Annotated in this window: 11 protein-coding genes and 3 tRNA genes; 3 read left to right on the plus strand and 11 right to left on the minus strand. The window is 60.3% G+C overall.

Annotated features, from left to right (window positions below; all coding sequences use genetic code 11):
• Nucleotides 1-68 precede the first annotated feature (68 nt).
• The 8 genes from BXA07_RS15460 to tig form a co-directional block, all read right to left on the minus strand.
• The gene (locus tag BXA07_RS15460; RefSeq protein WP_076568925.1) at nt 69-1994 is read right to left on the minus strand and encodes a SurA N-terminal domain-containing protein; all 1926 of its coding nucleotides are present in this window, start codon (nt 1992-1994) and stop codon (nt 69-71) included.
• Nucleotides 1995-2404: 410 nt separating this feature from the next.
• Nucleotides 2405-2481 (minus strand) — tRNA-Asp (locus BXA07_RS15465).
• 17 nt (nt 2482-2498) lie between these two features.
• Nucleotides 2499-2575 (minus strand) — tRNA-Asp (locus BXA07_RS15470).
• A 125-nt stretch (nt 2576-2700) separates the two neighbouring features.
• A complete protein-coding gene (locus BXA07_RS15475) occupies nt 2701-2973 on the minus strand; it encodes an HU family DNA-binding protein (protein ID WP_010398442.1) in 273 nt (90 codons plus the stop codon).
• A gap of 204 nt (nt 2974-3177) precedes the next feature.
• On the minus strand, nt 3178-5589 hold the full coding sequence (gene lon / locus BXA07_RS15480; protein ID WP_076568803.1) for an endopeptidase La: 2412 nt from the start codon (nt 5587-5589) through the stop codon (nt 3178-3180).
• Nucleotides 5590-5862: 273 nt separating this feature from the next.
• Nucleotides 5863-7131, minus strand: coding sequence for an ATP-dependent Clp protease ATP-binding subunit ClpX (gene clpX / locus BXA07_RS15485; protein WP_076568804.1), 1269 nt, complete (start codon nt 7129-7131; stop codon nt 5863-5865).
• Nucleotides 7132-7330: 199 nt separating this feature from the next.
• Nucleotides 7331-7957: an ATP-dependent Clp endopeptidase proteolytic subunit ClpP gene (gene clpP, locus BXA07_RS15490; protein WP_034751013.1), complete on the minus strand. Its 627-nt coding sequence runs from the start codon at nt 7955-7957 to the stop codon at nt 7331-7333.
• 76 nt (nt 7958-8033) lie between these two features.
• A complete protein-coding gene (gene tig, locus BXA07_RS15495) occupies nt 8034-9374 on the minus strand; it encodes a trigger factor (protein WP_076568926.1) in 1341 nt (446 codons plus the stop codon).
• A 601-nt stretch (nt 9375-9975) separates the two neighbouring features.
• Between tig and BXA07_RS15500 the strand changes: the two genes are divergently transcribed.
• Nucleotides 9976-10158 carry a hypothetical protein gene (locus BXA07_RS15500; RefSeq protein WP_076568805.1) on the plus strand — a complete coding sequence of 61 codons (183 nt, stop codon included), beginning with the start codon at nt 9976-9978 and terminating at the stop codon, nt 10156-10158.
• A gap of 12 nt (nt 10159-10170) precedes the next feature.
• Nucleotides 10171-11688, plus strand: a complete 1518-nt coding sequence (locus BXA07_RS15505; RefSeq protein WP_139335600.1) for a hypothetical protein — start codon at nt 10171-10173, stop codon at nt 11686-11688.
• Nucleotides 11689-11753: 65 nt separating this feature from the next.
• Here the strand turns inward: BXA07_RS15505 and BXA07_RS15510 are convergent.
• The 3 genes from BXA07_RS15510 to BXA07_RS15520 all read right to left on the minus strand — a co-directional run bounded on the left by BXA07_RS15510 (nt 11754) and on the right by BXA07_RS15520 (nt 16298).
• A tRNA-Leu gene (locus BXA07_RS15510) sits at nt 11754-11836 on the minus strand.
• 197 nt (nt 11837-12033) lie between these two features.
• On the minus strand, nt 12034-15132 hold the full coding sequence (locus BXA07_RS15515) for an efflux RND transporter permease subunit (RefSeq protein ID WP_076568807.1): 3099 nt from the start codon (nt 15130-15132) through the stop codon (nt 12034-12036).
• Nucleotides 15129-16298: an efflux RND transporter periplasmic adaptor subunit gene (locus BXA07_RS15520; protein WP_083708303.1), complete on the minus strand. Its 1170-nt coding sequence runs from the start codon at nt 16296-16298 to the stop codon at nt 15129-15131. Before BXA07_RS15520 ends, BXA07_RS15515 begins: the two co-directional genes overlap by 4 nt.
• 227 nt (nt 16299-16525) lie before the next feature.
• Here BXA07_RS15520 and hpnC point away from each other — a divergent pair, with 227 nt between their 5' ends.
• Nucleotides 16526-17407, plus strand: a complete 882-nt coding sequence (hpnC, locus tag BXA07_RS15525; RefSeq protein ID WP_076568808.1) for a squalene synthase HpnC — start codon at nt 16526-16528, stop codon at nt 17405-17407.
• Nucleotides 17408-17437: the final 30 nt, after the last annotated feature.

Below are 17437 nucleotides of genomic sequence, written 5' to 3' on the forward strand. Positions count from 1 at the left end.
CCTGCCCATCGCGCAGACAAAAAAATAGCCGCTCAAGAGCGGCTATTTTTATGCGTGGAAACTAAATCTTACGGCGCTTCCGGCGCCGGAGCGGCCGGGGCGGTGACCGGCTTGACGATCTTCACCTTGGCCTTGGCTTTCAGGTATTCGACGTAATCGAACATTTCCTGTTGCGCCAGGATGCCGCTGATCTGGTCCTTTTCCTGCTGGCGGCGCGCCGCATCGACCTGCTCAGGCTGCTGTACCTTGCCGATGCGGTAGATGCCGTAGCCCAGGGCCGGCAAGTCCACGCCCACGTAGGCTGGCAGCTTGCTCGTGTCCGCTTTCATCACTTGCGCGATGGCGGCGCGGTTGATGCCGTCCAGCTTGCTGCGCGACACCCATTGCGCTGCGCCGAAACCGCTCGCGTCGCCCGACGCCTTCAGGGCGGCCAGCTTGGTCTCGCCCGCTTTCTTCGCCAGCTTTTCCGCTTCTTCCATGGTCACGCGCTGACGGATCATCGCTTCGACTTCGGCCAATGGGCGCTTCGAGGCGGGCTTGAACTCCACCACGCGGCCGGAAATGAGCACGTTCGGTGCGACGGTGACGGCTTCCGTGTTGCGCTTGTCCTTCAGCGAGTCATTCGAGAAGATGGCAGCGAGGAACTTGGCGTTGTTGAACGGCGCCTTGCCCAGAGCCGGCGACGGCGTGCGCGACAGGTTGGCAACGGTTTCCACTTTCAGTTTCAGCTTGTCGGCCACCGGCTTGAGGCTGTCCGATTGCTCGTACACGGTATTGGTGAAGGTTTCCGCCATTTCCGAGTATTTCTTGGCAGCAAATTGCTTGCGCAGGTCGGCCGTGATTTCGCCCCGTACTTCGTCCAGCGTCCGCACGTGCTGCGGCTTGAGCGAGGTCACGGTCAGGATGTGGTAGCCGAAATCGGAAGCGACGACGTCGCTGATTTCGCCTTGCTTGAGCTTGCTTACAGCGCTCAGCAGCGGCGCCGGGAGGCCATCCTTGCCGATCACGCCCAGGTCGCCGCCCTGTTCGGCGGAGGCCGGGTCTTCCGACTTGGCCTTGGCCACGGCGGCAAAGCTGGCAGGCGTTTTGCGCACGTCAGCGAGGATGGCTTCGGCCTTGGCCTTGGCGGCAGCCTTGTCGGCGGCCGATGCGTCTTTCTTGACAGCAACCAGGATATGGCTGGCCTGGCGCGCTTCGTCCGTCGTGTAGGCTTTCTGGTTCTTCGCATAGTAGGCGGTCACGTCGGCGTCGGTGACGTCGACTTGCTCGCCGGCGGCGCTGTCATCGAGCACCACGTATTCGATCTTTGCCTGTTCCGGGATGGCGAAGAACTTGCCGTTCTTCTCATAAAAATCCTTGACCATGGCGTCCGTGACCTTGACTTGCGGCACGAACTGAGCGATCGGCAACAGCAGTTCCTGCACTTCACGCTCTTCCGACGTGATGTCCGACAGGCGCTTGGCAACGGTGTTCGGCGCGAAAGCCGTGCCTTGCACGGCGCCGGCCAGCTGCTGCAGGGCCAGGTCGCTGCGGCGGCGCGCATCGTACATCTGCGGCGTCATGCCCTGGGCGGCCAGCATGGCCTTGTAGCGTTCCAAGTCGAATTTACCGTCCGGCAAGGTCAAGCCCGGGATTTCCAGTACTTCCTTTTGCAGCACGGCATCGCTGATGACCAGGTGGCTACGGCCCACTTCGGCAGCCACGGCACGCTCGGCGATCAGGTTGTCGAGGATGCTCTTGCGGGCTTCCGGCGTGTCAAACATTTTCTGGTCGAACTGCTCGCCCATCATCTGGCGGTAGCGGTCGATCTGCTGGCGTTGCGCTTCTTCATATTGCTGCTGCGTAACGACCTGGTCGCCGACCTTGGCGATGGTGTTCGCGCCGTCGCCGAAGCTTTGGTAGCCGCTGATACCGACCAGTGCAAAAGACGGGACGATGACCAGCATCAAGAGAAACTGCATCAAGCGTCGATGGGTACGAATAAATTCAAACATGGTCAGCCAATTCGGGATGAGTGGATCACTATAAAAAAAGGCGAACATGCGTTCGCCTTGATTTCTTCGGCGGAATGGACGGGACAGATGTCCACTTCCCCTTTAGATTCAACAACTTGGCGCTGGAACTAAAGCAGGATTCTGACGCCCAAGCCATTATCTCCTGATTCTACAATGCCCATAGCGCTATAGCAAGAGTAAATCAGGGCGCGCGCCCTGCCCTGGCGCCGCCTGCACGGCAAGGCGCCGGACTCGGGCATTTAACCATGCGCAGCTTAAAGCGGATTTAAACGCCGGTGTCTTTATTCAAAACGGCATGCGGGAATTTTAAAATGCGGGCGCGTGGAGATAATCGGGCACATAAAAGAAAAACCCGCGCTGCCTATTCAGCAGCGCGGGTTTCTATATTCTGGCGGAGCGGACGGGACTCGAACCCGCGACCCCCGACGTGACAGGCCGGTATTCTAACCAACTGAACTACCACTCCTTGAGAGCGTATTTTTTTGGCGGAGCGGACGGGACTCGAACCCGCGACCTCCGACGTGACAGGCCGGCATTCTAACCAACTGAACTACCACTCCGAAAAATACACAGTACAACTCGCATTTGTAGTCAAGGTTGCGATTCGTCGAACTTCAACCTTGAAATCGCGGCATCCGGAGACGCCGCCAAATGTTTCCGGTGATTGTCACCTCACCGAAGTTCGTTAGTTTACAGCATCCTTCAAAGCTTTACCAGCTTTAAATTTTGGAACTTTTGCAGCTTCGATCGTGATCGCTTCCTTGGTACGCGGATTGCGGCCGGTACGCTCAGCGCGTTCGCTGACCGAGAAGGTGCCGAAACCAACCAGGGTCACGCTGTCGTTGTTTTTCAAAGTTTCCGTCACGCCGCCGATAACAGCGTCGAGTGCGCGCGCAGCGGCGGCTTTGGAAATGTCAGCTTTTTCAGCAATGTGGTCGATCAATTCAGTCTTGTTCACTAGCATCCCCAATTACAAAGGTATAAAACGTTTACCGTATCGTTGCGGCACTTTTGGCACCACAGCTGTCCGGCGAAAAAAATGTGCAGGCGTATTAAACAAGCCACACTGTATATGTGTCAAGCGCTTTGGGGGCGCAATTCACGTTTCAATATAAAACAAGCGCTCTAAAAGCGCTTGTTTGGGGAAAACAGGGGTAAAACGTTAGTGTTTTACTACCTCGCCAGCCGCATCAGGCTTGGCTGCGGCGGCCGTGACAGCCTCCACCGCAGCGACTTCCGTCAACGCTTCAGGCATGCGCTCCAGGGCGATTTCCAGCACTTTATCGATCCAGCGCACGGGCACGATCTCGAGCTTGTTCTTGACGTTGTCCGGAATTTCGGCCAGGTCCTTCACGTTCTGCTCGGGAATCAGCACCGTCTTGATGCCGCCGCGATGGGCCGCCAGCAGCTTCTCTTTCAGGCCGCCGATCGGCAATACTTCGCCGCGCAAGGTGATCTCGCCCGTCATCGCCACGTCGGCGCGCACGGGAATGCCCGTGAAGACCGAGACCATGGCCACCGTCATGGCCGCGCCCGCCGAAGGACCGTCCTTCGGTGTCGCGCCTTCCGGCACGTGGATGTGGATGTCGCTCTTCTCGAACACGTCCGCCTTGATGCCCAGGCGCTGCGCCCGGCTGCGCACGACCGTGCGGGCCGCCTCGATCGACTCTTTCATGACGTCGCCCAGGGTGCCGGTGCGGATGACATTGCCCTTGCCCGGCATCGACACGGCTTCGATGGTCAGCAGATCGCCGCCCACTTCCGTCCATGCCAGACCGACCACCTGGCCCACCTGGTTTTCTTTCTCCGCGACGCCGAAATCGTAGCGGCGCACGCCGAGGAACTTGTCCAGGTTCTTCGAGTTGACGATGACTTTCTTGTCAGACTTTTTCAGCAGCAGCATCTTGACGACCTTGCGGCAAATCTTCGACACTTCACGCTCGAGCGAACGCACGCCGGCTTCCCGCGTGTAGTAGCGGATGATGTCGCGCAGGGCCGACTCGGCCACCGAGATTTCGTCTTCCTTCAAGCCATTGTTCTTGATCTGCTTCGGCAGCAGATAACGCTGCGCGATGCTGGTCTTCTCGTCTTCCGTGTAGCCGGACAGGCGGATCACTTCCATGCGGTCGAGCAAGGCTGGCGGAATATTGTACGAGTTCGACGTGGCCACGAACATCACGTCGGAGAGGTCGAAATCGACTTCGATGTAATGGTCGGAGAACGTGTGGTTCTGTTCCGGATCCAGCACTTCCAGCAGGGCCGACGATGGATCGCCACGGAAATCGGCGCCCATCTTGTCGACTTCATCGAGCAGGAACAAAGGATTGCGCACGCCGACTTTCGACAGCGATTGCAAAATCTTGCCCGGCATCGAGCCGATGTAGGTGCGGCGGTGGCCGCGGATCTCGGCTTCGTCGCGCACGCCGCCCAGGGCCATGCGCACGAACTTGCGGTTCGTCGCGCGGGCGATGGACTGGCCCAGCGAGGTCTTGCCCACGCCCGGAGGACCGACGAAGCACAGGATAGGCGCTTTGAGCTTGTCGACGCGCTGTTGCACCGCGAGGTATTCCAGGATGCGTTCCTTGACCTTGTCGAGGCCGTAGTGGTCGCCTTCGAGCACTTTTTCCGCATTCGACAGGTCGTTATTGACCTTGGATTTCTTTTTCCAAGGCAAGTTGACGAGGGTGTCGATGTAGTTGCGCACGACGGTGGCTTCGGCCGACATCGGCGACATCAGCTTGAGTTTTTTCAGCTCGTTGGTGGCCTTGTCGAGCGCTTCCTTCGGCATCTTGGCCGAAGCGACTTTTTTCTCCAGCTCGTCGAGGTCGGCACCATCTTCGCCCTCGCCCAGTTCTTTCTGGATCGCCTTGACTTGCTCGTTCAGGTAGTACTCGCGCTGCGACTTTTCCATCTGGCGCTTGACTCTGCCGCGGATGCGCTTTTCCACCTGCAGGATGTCGAGCTCGCCTTCGAGCTGGCCCAGCAGGTGCTCGAGGCGTTTGGCCACGCTGAAAATTTCCAGGATGACTTGTTTTTGCTCAAGTTTCAACGGCAGATGGGCGGCCACCGTGTCGGCCAGGCGGCCGGCATCGTCGATGCCCGACAGGGATGCCAGGATTTCCGGCGGGATCTTCTTGTTCAGTTTGACGTACTGGTCGAACTGCTGCACGATCGCGCGGCGCATGGCTTCGACTTCCGACTCGTCGCCCGGCTCGGATTCGAGCGGCGTCAGGTCGGCGATGAAGTGCGTCGGCGCATCGCTGATATGGTTGATACGGGCACGCTGCGCGCCTTCGACCAGCACCTTGACGGTGCCGTCGGGCAGCTTCAGCATTTGCAGAATATTGGCGACGCAGCCAATTTCATAGATATCCGAAGGAGATGGCTCGTCCTTCGCGGCTGCTTTTTGAGCGGCAAGCATGATGCTCTTGCCCTGCTCCATCGCAGCTTCCAGCGCCTTGATCGACTTTGGACGGCCAACGAACAGCGGTATCACCATATGCGGGAAGACGACGACATCCCGCAACGGCAATAACGGCAGTTGAGTTTGCTCAGTTAATTTGGAAGTTGTCATGGCGTACCTTATAGAAAGCGTGTTTACGATGTTGGCGCTCGCTGCCAAAACACAAGACCGGCGAGAATAAATAATTCTGTGAAACAAACATAAAGTCTATTTCGCAAAACACACCCGCATGACGGTAATCAATGCAGTCTTCACAGTAAAAAAGCCACGCGCAGCTAAGCGCCGCGAGTGGCTTTCCGATTGAAGCCTGCACTCATTGATTTAAATTGTACTGCCATGCCTTAAGGAATCAAAACCCTTTTTAAGCATTTGTCTCGGCAGTAATCAATTTTCTCCGGAGGCTTTGGCAGTCTCTTGATAAATCAACAAAGGTTTGGCGCCGCTGGTGATGGTATTTTCGTCGATGACGACCTTCACCACATTTTGTTCGCTCGGCAGTTCGTACATGACGTCCAGCAAAGCATGTTCCAGGATGGAACGCAGGCCACGGGCGCCTGTCTTGCGCGCCAGCGCCTTCCTGGCGATCGCATGCAGGGCGGCCGGACGAATCTCCAGTTCCGCGCCTTCCATCTCGAGCAGCTTCGAATACTGCTTGATCAGCGCATTCTTCGGCTCGACGAGGATCTGGATCAGCGCCTCTTCCGTCAATTCCGCCAGGGTGGCGATGACGGGCAGACGGCCCACCAGTTCCGGGATCAGGCCGAACTTGACCAGGTCTTCCGGCTCCGCCTGCAGCATCAGTTCGCTGGCCGAGCTTTGCGACTTGCTGCGCACGGTGGCCGAGAAACCGATGCCGCTCTTTTCGGAACGGTTGGCGATCACTTTCGACAGGCCGTCGAAGGCGCCGCCGCAGATGAACATGATGTTGGTCGTGTCGATCTGCACGAAATCCTGGTTAGGATGCTTGCGGCCGCCTTGTGGCGGCACGGACGCCATCGTGCCTTCGATGAGTTTCAACAAGGCTTGCTGCACGCCCTCACCCGACACGTCGCGCGTGATGGACGGATTGTCGGACTTGCGCGAAATCTTGTCGATTTCATCGATGTAGACGATGCCGCGCTGGGCTTTCTCGACGTCGTAGTTGCAGCTTTGCAGCAACTTCTGGATGATGTTTTCCACGTCCTCGCCCACGTAACCGGCTTCGGTCAGGGTGGTGGCGTCGGCGATCACGAACGGCACGTTGAGCATGCGCGCCAGGGTCTGTGCCAGCAGGGTCTTGCCCGAACCGGTAGGACCGACCAGCAAGATGTTGCTCTTGGCCAGTTCGATGTCGTCTTTCTTGCCCAGGTGCTTGAGGCGCTTGTAATGGTTGTACACCGCCACCGACAGGATGCGCTTGGCAGTCTGCTGGCCGATCACGTACTGATCGAGCAAGGCGGCGATTTCTTGCGGCGTCGGCAGGTCGGATTTGGTACCGGTCACCGTCTCGATGCTCGACGTTTCATCACGGATGATGTCGTTGCACAGGTCGATGCACTCGTCGCAAATGAACACGGACGGGCCGGCGATGAGTTTCTTCACCTCGTGCTGGCTTTTGCCGCAGAACGAGCAATACAGTAATTTTTCGCCGCTAGAGGATTTTTTGTCTGACATAAGGCATTTTGGTTGGAACTGCATTAACAATATTGCAAAATCGCAAGCCGGATGGCGGTTGCCGCCCAAAAGGCGGGAACCCATGGCGCAAGTCAACAACGTGCACAAGCTCCATGCTACCCGAAATAAAAGCGAAACGCCCGAACGTTTGATCGCCCGGGCGTTTACTTGCAACCTTAGCAATACCGGTAGGGGCTCATCAAGCGCGGCTGGTCAACACTTTGTCGATCAAGCCATACTCAACGGCCTCGTCGGCGGACATGAAACGGTCGCGGTCGGTGTCCTTGGCGATCTGTTCGATCGACTGGCCCGTGCGCTCGGCCATGATGCCGTTCAAGCGGGTACGCAGGTAAAGGATTTCCTTCGCCTGGATCTCGATGTCCGACGCCATGCCTTGCGAACCACCGGACGGCTGGTGAATCATGATGCGCGAGTTCGGCAGCGAGAAACGCTTGCCCTTGGCGCCGGCGGCCAGCAGGAAGGCGCCCATCGAGGCGGCCATCCCGGTACACAGGGTCGAGACGTCCGGCTTGATGAACTGCATGGTGTCGTAGATGGCCATGCCGGCCGAAACCGAGCCACCTGGCGAGTTGATGTAGAGCGAGATTTCCTTTTCCGGATTTTCGCTTTCCAGGAACAGCAGCTGGGCGACAACCAGGTTGGCCATCTGGTCATTGACCGGGCCGACCATGAAAATCAAGCGTTCCTTCAGCAGGCGCGAGTAAATATCATACGAGCGCTCGCCGCGACCGCTTTGTTCCACCACCATCGGCACCAGGCCGAGCATCTCTGTGTCCAGCGCCGGATTACGGTTCATACCTGTCATTTCATTTCCTTGTGAAGCAGTTAGAGGATACCGCCCTTACCTTTCAGCAAGAGCAAGTATCCGGATACCAACTGGTTTACGCTTGTGCGTTGCTTCCCATCAGTTCGTCGAAAGCAACTGCTTTCGTCGTGACTTTCGACAGGCCCAACACGTAAGTGACGACGTTTTCTTCCAATACAAGGGCTTCGATCTCACCCAGGCGACGACGGTCACTGTAGTAGTACTTCAGCACTTCGCGTGGATCTTCGTAGCTTTGGGCGAAATCTTCGATCTGCGCCTTGACTTGCTCAGGCGTCGCCTGCAGCTTGTTGTCGCCCACCAGTTGCGACAGGATCAGGCCCAGGCGTACGCGACGCTCGGCTTTTTCCGCGAACAGTTCTGCTGGGAAAGGCACGTCCTTGACGTTCATGCCGCGCTGCGCCATGTCCTGGCGGGTCATTTCTGCCAGGCGCTCGGAATCCTGAGCGATCAGGGTTTTTGGCACTTCCAGCTCAGCAACTTTGATCAGCGCGTCCATGACGGCTTCCTTGTTGCGTGCTTTTACGCGGCCAGCGACTTCGCGCTGCAGGTTGACTTTGATGTCTTCGCGCATTTTGGCCAGGTCGCCATCGGCAACGCCCAAGGACTTGGCGAATTCGGCATCGACTTCCGGCAGGTGCGCCCATTCCAGCTTTTGCAGGGTGATGGTGAACGAGGCGGTTTTGCCGGCCACGTCCTTGCCGTGGTAGTCCTCTGGGAACGACAACGGGAACGTCTTCGACTCGCCCACTTTCAGGCCCAGGGTCGCTGCTTCGAATTCCGGCAGCATGCGGCCTTCGCCCAGCACGAAAGCGTAGCCTTCAGCTTTGCCGCCTGGGAATTCAACGCCGTCGATCGAGCCGACGAAGTCCACGGTCACGCGGTCGCCGTTGGCAGCAATCGCTTCACCGCCGTCGCCGTGTTCGCCAGCTTCGCCCTTGGTGTGGAAGTGCACGCGCTGCTTGCGCAGGATGTCGATGGTCTTGTCGATTTCCGCTTCCGACACGTCCGCTTGCACGGTTTCGATTTCAACGGCCGTCAGGTCGCCGATGACGACTTCCGGATAGACTTCAAAAGTGGCGTCGAAAGCCAGCTGGCCTTCGGCCGCTTCTTCTTTCGGCACGATGTTCGGGAAACCGGCGACACGCAGGTTGTTTTCGTTGGCGGCGTCATTGAAAGCGCGGCCGACTTTGTCGTTCAGCACTTCGGATTCGATCTGGTAGCCGTATTGTGCTGCGACCATTTTCAACGGCACTTTGCCCGGACGGAAGCCCGGTGCCTTAGCCGTACGGGCTTGCACTTTCAGGCGCTTCTCAACTTCCGTGCGGACGTCCGTCAGCGGGAAGGAGATCGTGATACGACGTTCGAGTTTGCCCAAGGTTTCGACTGCAGTTGCCATGTAAAAAATCGTCCAAAAAATAAACACTGTTGGTACGAGAGAAGAAGACCCGACCCCTTGCGCCATCACTGGCGGCAAGACCTGGGTCCAGCTTCACTCGCTCGCATATTCATCTGTAAAAGCATTGAAAGCAGGACAATGGACCTGGTCTACCCAGCTGGGGGAAAACCCGCACCAGGCACCAAACAATCCGCCGCTTTCAATACTGCAACAGGGCTCCGAGCGTCCAGCCATGCTTCTCATTAAATCGCAGGGCCGGCCATCATTCGGTAAAGCGTGGCATTATAACAAAGGACTTCGGAGAAGTGGCTGGCTTTGCGGCCCGGCCACAGAGGATGCCAGCGGCGGCGAACGAATCGCCACAGCCTGGGTCTGCCCTGTCTTTACTCTTGCCCCGGCATTCATTATTTCGCCAGAGACAGGCTTTCCAGCCTGCTTCGTTCATTAGTATATGCGAACTGTCGCTCCGTCCGAAACAAAGAAATGCGCTCGCGGCGAAGATTTCGGGCAAAAAACCTTTGATTTGCCTCAATTTGGCCATTTTTTAGGCAAACCTAAGTCACGGCTCTCCCCTCCAAGTGAATTTAAAGGAGAAAACATCATGAGCGACAGCACATCCGGCAGCGCCAGCAATGCCAAAGCCAAGCTGCACATGGTCCTCGGCCGCCTGCTCGACGGCGTAACGGACGACGACCTGCAAAAAATCCAAACGGAAGTCGATGAAATGGAATTGCGCATGAAGGGCGACGGCCACCACGACCACGACCACCCCACCGTCGCCTGACCCGGCCGCGCCGTGCAGCCCGTTCACAGCTTGCGCGCCGCGCCAGCGGACGCCGGCGTGCTGGGCGCCGTGGAAACGGCACTGGTGACCCACCGCGCCTTTGGCGACAGCGGCTACATCCGCGACCAGCTGGCCGTCGCCTACCGGCGGCGGCTGCACAAGGTGGGCGCCAGCGTGCCTGCGGCGCGGCAGCTGGCGCAGCAGCTCGACGGGGCGGCGCCCGCGCGCCAGCGCCAGCTGCTGGGCGACACCGTGCTGCGCTGCGCCGTGCAGCACGCCATGCGCCAGCTGCACCTGGGCGACGACTACGGCTTGCCGCTGCCGCAATGCGCGATCCTGTTCCAGGCGGCGGGCGAGCACTTGCGCGCGGGCTTGCCCGGCGGCCCGCTGACGGCCCGCCTGCCGCCCGTGGCGCGCCTGCATGCGGAAGGCCGCCTGCAGGATGAAGACCCTTATATCTGGCATGCCTGGCAGGATGGCACGCCCTATGCTTGCGCCTTTCTTGCTGTGATGGAAGACAACTACGGCGCGCCGCTCGTCACGCCCACGCCGCATGAACGGGCGCTGCTGCGCCGTGGCCTGCGCCTGCTGGAAACCCTGCTGCCCCGGCTGACGGCCAGCGCACTGTCTCACGTGCAACTGATCGCCCTGTTTCCCAAGCTGGGCACGTGGCGCGGCAAGGCGTCCAGTTCGCAATTTCGCGTCAATGGCAGCCTCTTCCTGAACCAGGAACTGATCGGCAATCCCTGGTGGCTGGCCGAACACTTGCTGCACGAAGCGCTGCACCAGAAGCTGTACGACTTCCGCCATGGCCACAGCCTGCTGGCCGCCGATTACGCGCGCGCGGACGGCGCCAGGGTCTGTTCGCTGTGGAATGCGCCCGATGATGACGGCAATCAATACTGGGATGCCCACCGCGCGCTGGCCGCCTTCCATGTCTACGTCCACCTGGCGCTGCTGTGTTTGCTTGCAGAAGGGCAGGAAGCGGCGCTGGCGCCCCTGTACGGTCCCATCGGCCAGCACATGAGCGGCAGCCGGCGCGCCATCGACCGTGCCCGCTACCTGGGCGAGCAATTGCACGGCAGCAGCTGGACGGAGCTGGGCGTGGCCGGGCGCCAGATGACGGACTGGCTGCTGGACGTGCTCGACGTGCTCGACACGCAACGGCGGCCCGCCGGCGCCACCGTGCATTTGCTGCTCGACCTGTACGAGCGCCAGAGCCGCAAGCTCGACACTTACCTTGCACAGCAGCCGCCGCCGCGCAGCGACACGCTGGGCTTGCAGGCGCAGCAAGACCTGGCCATGACGGAGCAGGCGCTGCACATGCTGGGCAGGGAATGGCCGGCAGCAGCCCCGGCGCAGGGGCACGACTGGCCGCAGGCGCGGCAACGCGTCTTGCAGGCACTGTGGCCGCTGACCGAGGATGAAACACTGATGGCTAACACTGGCTACCCGCGGGCGCAGGCGCTGATCATGCAGATGGTGCAACAATCGAGCAGGCAATTGGGCGCGCTGGGCGCACTGGGCTGATGTATTGCGGAGAAATCAGGGGAAATCCCGATGGTGCTGCACGTCCGGGCTGGAACAACCCGGATTGGTGCGGATGGGGAGACTCGAACTCCCAAGCCGAAGCACTGGCTTCTAAGACCAGCGTGTCTACCAATTCCACCACATCCGCATCTGGTACTACTTTTTCCTGCGACTTTGCACTACTGGCCGCAGGCTGCTCCTGATTTTAACAACTCGGGAGCGATCTGGCTACCGTGGACTCACAGAACAAGCCCGGAGCAAGCGCCCGGTAAAGCAAAGGCGGCATTCTACTGGATTTCCCAGAGGAATGCCGCCTTTTTTACGACTGCAGCCTGGCGCTGGCGCCTAGCCTTCCTTTGCGGTCACCGGCTCCGGCTTCCTGACCCGGAACCAGGCCGCATACAGGGCCGGCAGGAACAGCAGGGTCAGGGCCGTCGCCAGGATCAGTCCGCCCATGATGGCGACCGCCATCGGGCCCCAGAAGACCGAACGCGACAGCGGGATCATGGCCAGCGCGGCGGCGGCGGCCGTCAGCACGATGGGGCGGCAGCGGCGCACGGCCGAATCGATGATGGCGTCCCACGGCGTGGAACCATCCTTGATGTCTTGCTCGATCTGGTCGACGAGGATCACGGAATTACGGATGATCATGCCGAACAGCGCGATGACGCCCAGGTTGGCGACGAAACCCAGCGGACGGTGCAGCAGCAGCAAGGCAAAGGCGGCGCCCGCCACGCCCAGCGGCCCCGTCAGGAATACCAGCAGCGACCGCGAGAAACTGTGCAGCTGCAGCATCAGCAAGGTAAAGATGATGAAGATGGCCAGCGGCAAGTTCGCCGCAATCGACGCTTCCGCCTCGCCGCTGTCGGCCGCCACGCCTTTCACGGTGATGCGGTAGCCGGCCGGCATTGTGGCGCGCAAGGCGTCGAGCTGCGGCGCCAGCTGCGTCGACACGGTCGCGCCCTGGATGCCGTCCACCACGTCCGACTGCACGGTAATGGCCCATTCGCGCTTGTCGCGCCAGACGACGCCCGGCTCCCACACGAAATGCACGCGGGCCAGCTGCGAGATGGGCACGGACTTGCCTGTTGCCGTCGGGATATTCGTGTCATTCAGCACGGAAATCGTCGCCCGTTCTTCCAGCGGCTGGCGCACCTGGATATCGATCAGCTTGTTGTCTTCGCGGAACTGGCCGATGACGGTGCCCGACAGTATGGTATTGGCCGCCTGCATCACGGTTTTCGAGGTGACGCCCAGCGCGCGCATCTTGTCCTGGTCCAGGTCCAGGCGCAGCACCTTCACCGACTCATTCCAGTTATCGTTGACGCCCACGGTGTTCGGATTGGCGCGCAGGATATCCTTGACCTGGTCGGCAATGGTGCGCACGCCGGCCACTTCCGGTCCCGTGACACGGAATTGCACGGGATACGGCACCGGTGGTCCGTTCGGCAACAGCTTGACCCTGCCCCGCACTTCCGGGAAATCCTTCTTGAAGACGTCGATGATCTTCTGGCGCAGCTGCTCGCGATCCGCCAGGCTCTTCGGCAGGATCACCACTTGCGACACGTTGGTCTGCGGAAAGATCTGGTCCAGCGGCAGGTAGAAACGGGGGCTGCCCGTGCCCACGTAGCTGGTCACGCTTTCCACGCCGTCGAGCTTGCCCACAAAAGCCTCGAATTTCTTCACCTGCTTTTCATTCGCGGCAAACGTCGTGCCCTCGGGCGACCACAGCTCCACCATCAGTTCCGGGCGGCTGGAATCGGGGAAGAATTGCTTTTCAATAAAGTTGAAGCCGTAAATACCGAGCGCGAAGATGGCCAGGGTGGCGGCAATCGTCGTCTTGCGCCATTCCACGCACCAGGCCACGGTGCGGCGGAAGCGGCGGAAGTTCGGCGTATCGAACAATTCATGGTCGTTATGCGCGTGCGGTTTGACTTTCAACAAGACGTAGCCGATGTAGGGCGTGAAGACGACGGCCACCACCCACGAGATGATCAGGGCCAGCGCATTGACGGAGAACAAGGAAAACGTGTATTCACCGGCGGCCGACTTGGCCAGGCCGATGGGCAAAAAGCCCGCCACCGTGATCAGGGTGCCCGTCAGCATGGGCATGGCCGTGGACGTGTAGGCGAACGTGGCCGCGTCGAAGCGGGACATGCCCTCTTCCATCTTGCGCACCATCATCTCGACGGCAATGATGGCATCGTCGACGAGCAGGCCCAGCGCGATGATCAGGGCACCCAGCGAAATCTTGTGCAAGTCGATGTCGAGCAGGCGCATGAACAGGAAAGTGACGGCCAGCACCAGCGGGATGGTCAGCGCCACCACCAGGCCGGGACGCACGTCGATGCGCAGCGGCTTCGTGTGCAAGCCCAGCGCGACAAAGCTGACGGCCAGCACGATCAGGATGGCTTCGATCAGGGTATGCACGAACTCGCCCACGGAGGCGGACACGGCTTCCGGCTGGTTCGACACGCGCTGCAACTCTATGCCGACCGGCAACTCGCTCTTCATGCGCGTGACCGTTGCCTGCAGGGCCTTGCCCATGTCGATGATGTTGCCGCCCTTTTCCATCGACACGCCCAGGCCGATCACTTCCTTGCCATTGAAACGCATCTTGTCCTTCGGCGGATCGACGAATTCGCGTTTCACCGTGGCAAAGTCGCCGAGGCGGAAGGTGGTGCCGTTGGCGCGCAGTTCCAGGTTTTCCAGGTCCTTGACGGTAAGCATGGCGCCCGTCACGCGCACTTGCAGATTGTCCGTCGGCGTCACGAGCACGCCCGTGGCGTTGATGCTGTTTTGCTCGGACAGTTGCTGCACGATGGCGTCGAAAGGAATGCCCAGCTGGGCAAATTTCTTGTGGGAAAAGACAATATTGAGCTTTTCATCCTGCACGCCGAACAGTTCCACCTTCGACACCTGGCCGACGGCCAGCAGCTCCTGGCGCACCTTGTCCGCGTAATCCTTCATTTCCGCGTAGGTAAAACCGTCGCCGGACAGGGCGAAGATGGAACCGTAGGTGTCGCCGAACTCGTCGTTGAAGAACGGACCCACGACGCCGGCCGGCAAGGTGCCCTTGATGTCGCCGATCTTCTTGCGCACCTGGTACCAAGCGGCCGCCGTTTCCTTGGGCGGCGCCGATTCGCGCAGCTCCAGCAGGATCAGGGTTTCGCCGGGCTTCGAATAGCTGGTGATTTCATTGATGTACGGCGTTTCCTGCAGCTTCTTTTCCAGCTTGTCCGTCACCTGCTCGGCCATCTGCAAGGCCGTGGCGCCGGGCCAGTAGGCTTGCAGCACCATGGCGCGGAAGGTGAACGGGGGATCTTCGTCCTGGCCCAGGCTGGCGTAGCTGAGCATGCCGCCGATCAGCAGCACGGCCATCAGGTAGCGCGTCAGCGGGATGTGTTCGAGCGCCCAGCGCGACAGATTGAAGCCGCCCTTCATTTGGCGGCACCCAGGGCTACGCTGCCGGCGGAGGCGGCGGCAGTCACCGGCGCGGCCGTTTCCGCGCCCAGAATGCTCACTTTCTGGCCCGGCTTGAGCAGGTTGACACCGGCCGTGACCACCGTCTGCCCTGGCTTCACGCCCGAGGTCAGCAGCAATTCATTGCCGGCCACGCCGCCCACCGTCACCGGCACGAGCTTCACGGCGCCGTTTTCCACCACCCACACGGAGCTTTGCGACTTTTCATTGAACAGGGCCGTCAGCGGCACCTTGATCTGCGGCATGGCCGTCTGCGAGGCGAACTGCACCACGGCCGTCATGCCCAGGCGCGCTTGCGGCGCGTCCGGGATGCTGACCTTGGCCAGATAGGTGCGCGTGGCGGGGTCGGCCACGGGCGACACTACACGTATCTTGCCCGGCAAGCCCTGCTGCGGATCGGCCCACAGGCGCACCGTGACATCCTTGACCTTGCGCAAGGTCTCGACCTTGTCTTCAGGAATGCCGATCACGACTTCCTTCTCGCCGCTCCTGGCCACGACGACGACGGGCGCGCCGGGCGCCACCACCTGCCCCACTTCGGCCTCGATGCGCGTGACAACGCCGTCCGCATCGGCCAGCAAGCTGGCGTAGCCGGACTGGTTGGCCTGGCCCCGGTACAGCGCTTGCGCCGCTTCCACGTTCGCCTGCGCGGCCTTGTAGGTGGCATCCTTGCCGTCAAGCACCGCCTGGCTGACGAAATTTTTCTCGCGCAAGTCCTGATAACGCTTCAGTTCCGCGCGCGCCAGGTCGCGGCTCGTTTCCGCGCTCACCAGCGACGCCTTGGCCTGCGCCTGCGACAGCTGCAAGTCGACGGGGTCGAGCTGCATCAGCACCTGCCCCTTGTTCACCATGGCGCCCACGTCCACCTTGCGCGCGACGATCTTGCCGCCCACGCGGAAACCCAGCTGCGACGCCACGCGGGGCACGACCTCGCCCGCCAGCTCCACATTCACATCGACATTACTACTTGACAACACAATCGCGCGCACGGGGCGCACATCGTCCACCTTGGCGGCTGGCTTGGAACAGGCCGCCAGCGTCATGGCAAGGGCGGCGGCGGCGATCAGGCGCAGGGCGGGAAGCGTGGGCGCGCCGGTCTCGCGGCGCAGGGTTTTCAGGGCAAACAAGGTATTTTCCTTTACTATGCGGGCTGTTGGATTTTTGCGTGAGGAAACTTTTAGCTCGCTCGCCAAACTTTTTCGCACGCGATATCCTTAAATTTGTGACAATATCAACTCTGTCATCGGAGGCATGCTGCCTCTTACTGACTTTCTGGTTATTAATTATAATCGCGAGTAAACGTTTTTAGTGACTTTTGCGTCATTAATCTCAAGATAAAACCGAAGCGTGTTCAATGCCTGTAGATCATTACGAAAATTTTCCTGTAGCATCATTTTTACTGCCGCGCCGCCTGGTGCCCGCCGTCGAAGCCATCTATGCCTTCGCCCGCAGCGCCGACGACCTGGCCGATGAAGGCGACGCCGCGCCGGCCGAACGCCTGGCCTCCCTGCACGCCTACGAAGAGGCGCTGGAGCGCATCGCCCGCGGGGAAGGCCATGCCGGCGAGAACGCCGCCATGTTCGACCGCCTGGCGGCCGTCATTGCCAAACACCAGTTGCCGCTCAAGCCCTTCCGCGATCTCTTGTCGGCCTTCAGGCAGGATGTGCAGACGACGCGCTACGCCAGCTACGACGACGTGCTCGATTACTGCGCCCGCTCGGCCAACCCCGTGGGGCTGCTGATGCTGCACCTGTACGGTGCGGCCGATGAAGAGAATGTACGCGATTCCGACGCCATATGTTCAGCTTTACAACTAATTAATTTCCTGCAAGACGTGGCCATCGACCAGCAAAAGGAACGCATCTACCTGCCGATGGAAGACCTGAGCCGCTTTGCCGTCTCGCCGGCCGCCTTCGAGCGGCCCGAGGCGCATGGCAAGTGGAGCGCCCTGATGCGCTTCGAGGTGGCGCGCACGCGGGCCCTGATGCTGTCCGGCGCGCCGCTGGCCCTGCGCTTGCGCGGACGCATCGGCTGGGAGCTGCGCCTCGTCGTGCAAGGGGGCTTGCGCATCCTCGAAGCCATCGAAGCCGTCAATTACGACGTCTTCCGCCGCCGCCCGAAGCTGGAAAAGCGCGACTGGCTGATCATTTTCTGGCGCGCCCTGCGCATGTCGCGCAAAAGCCTGTATCAAGAGACGCAAGTAAAAACGGCTTTTCCCCCGTCGGCCACTCTGTAAGACGATAGAATAGCGGCTTCGATCTGCAAC

Origin of the sequence: Janthinobacterium sp. TND4EL3 (assembly GCF_900156175.1) — a bacterium.
Taxonomy (GTDB): Bacteria; Pseudomonadota; Gammaproteobacteria; order Burkholderiales; family Burkholderiaceae_D; genus Janthinobacterium.

Bases quoted from the DNA above. Each gene is read 5' to 3' on its own strand.
- BXA07_RS15460 (WP_076568925.1), bottom strand. From the start codon at position 1,994: ATGTTTGAATTTATTCGTACCCATCGACGCTTGATGCAGTTTCTCTTG.
- lon (WP_076568803.1), bottom strand. From the start codon at position 5,589: ATGACAACTTCCAAATTAACTGAGCAAACTCAACTGCCGTTATTGCCG.
- clpX (WP_076568804.1), bottom strand. From the start codon at position 7,131: ATGTCAGACAAAAAATCCTCTAGCGGCGAAAAATTACTGTATTGCTCG.
- clpP (WP_034751013.1), bottom strand. From the start codon at position 7,957: ATGACAGGTATGAACCGTAATCCGGCGCTGGACACAGAGATGCTCGGC.
- tig (WP_076568926.1), bottom strand. From the start codon at position 9,374: ATGGCAACTGCAGTCGAAACCTTGGGCAAACTCGAACGTCGTATCACG.
- BXA07_RS15500 (WP_076568805.1), top strand. From the start codon at position 9,976: ATGAGCGACAGCACATCCGGCAGCGCCAGCAATGCCAAAGCCAAGCTG.
- BXA07_RS15515 (WP_076568807.1), bottom strand. From the start codon at position 15,132: ATGAAGGGCGGCTTCAATCTGTCGCGCTGGGCGCTCGAACACATCCCG.
- hpnC (WP_076568808.1), top strand. From the start codon at position 16,526: ATGCCTGTAGATCATTACGAAAATTTTCCTGTAGCATCATTTTTACTG.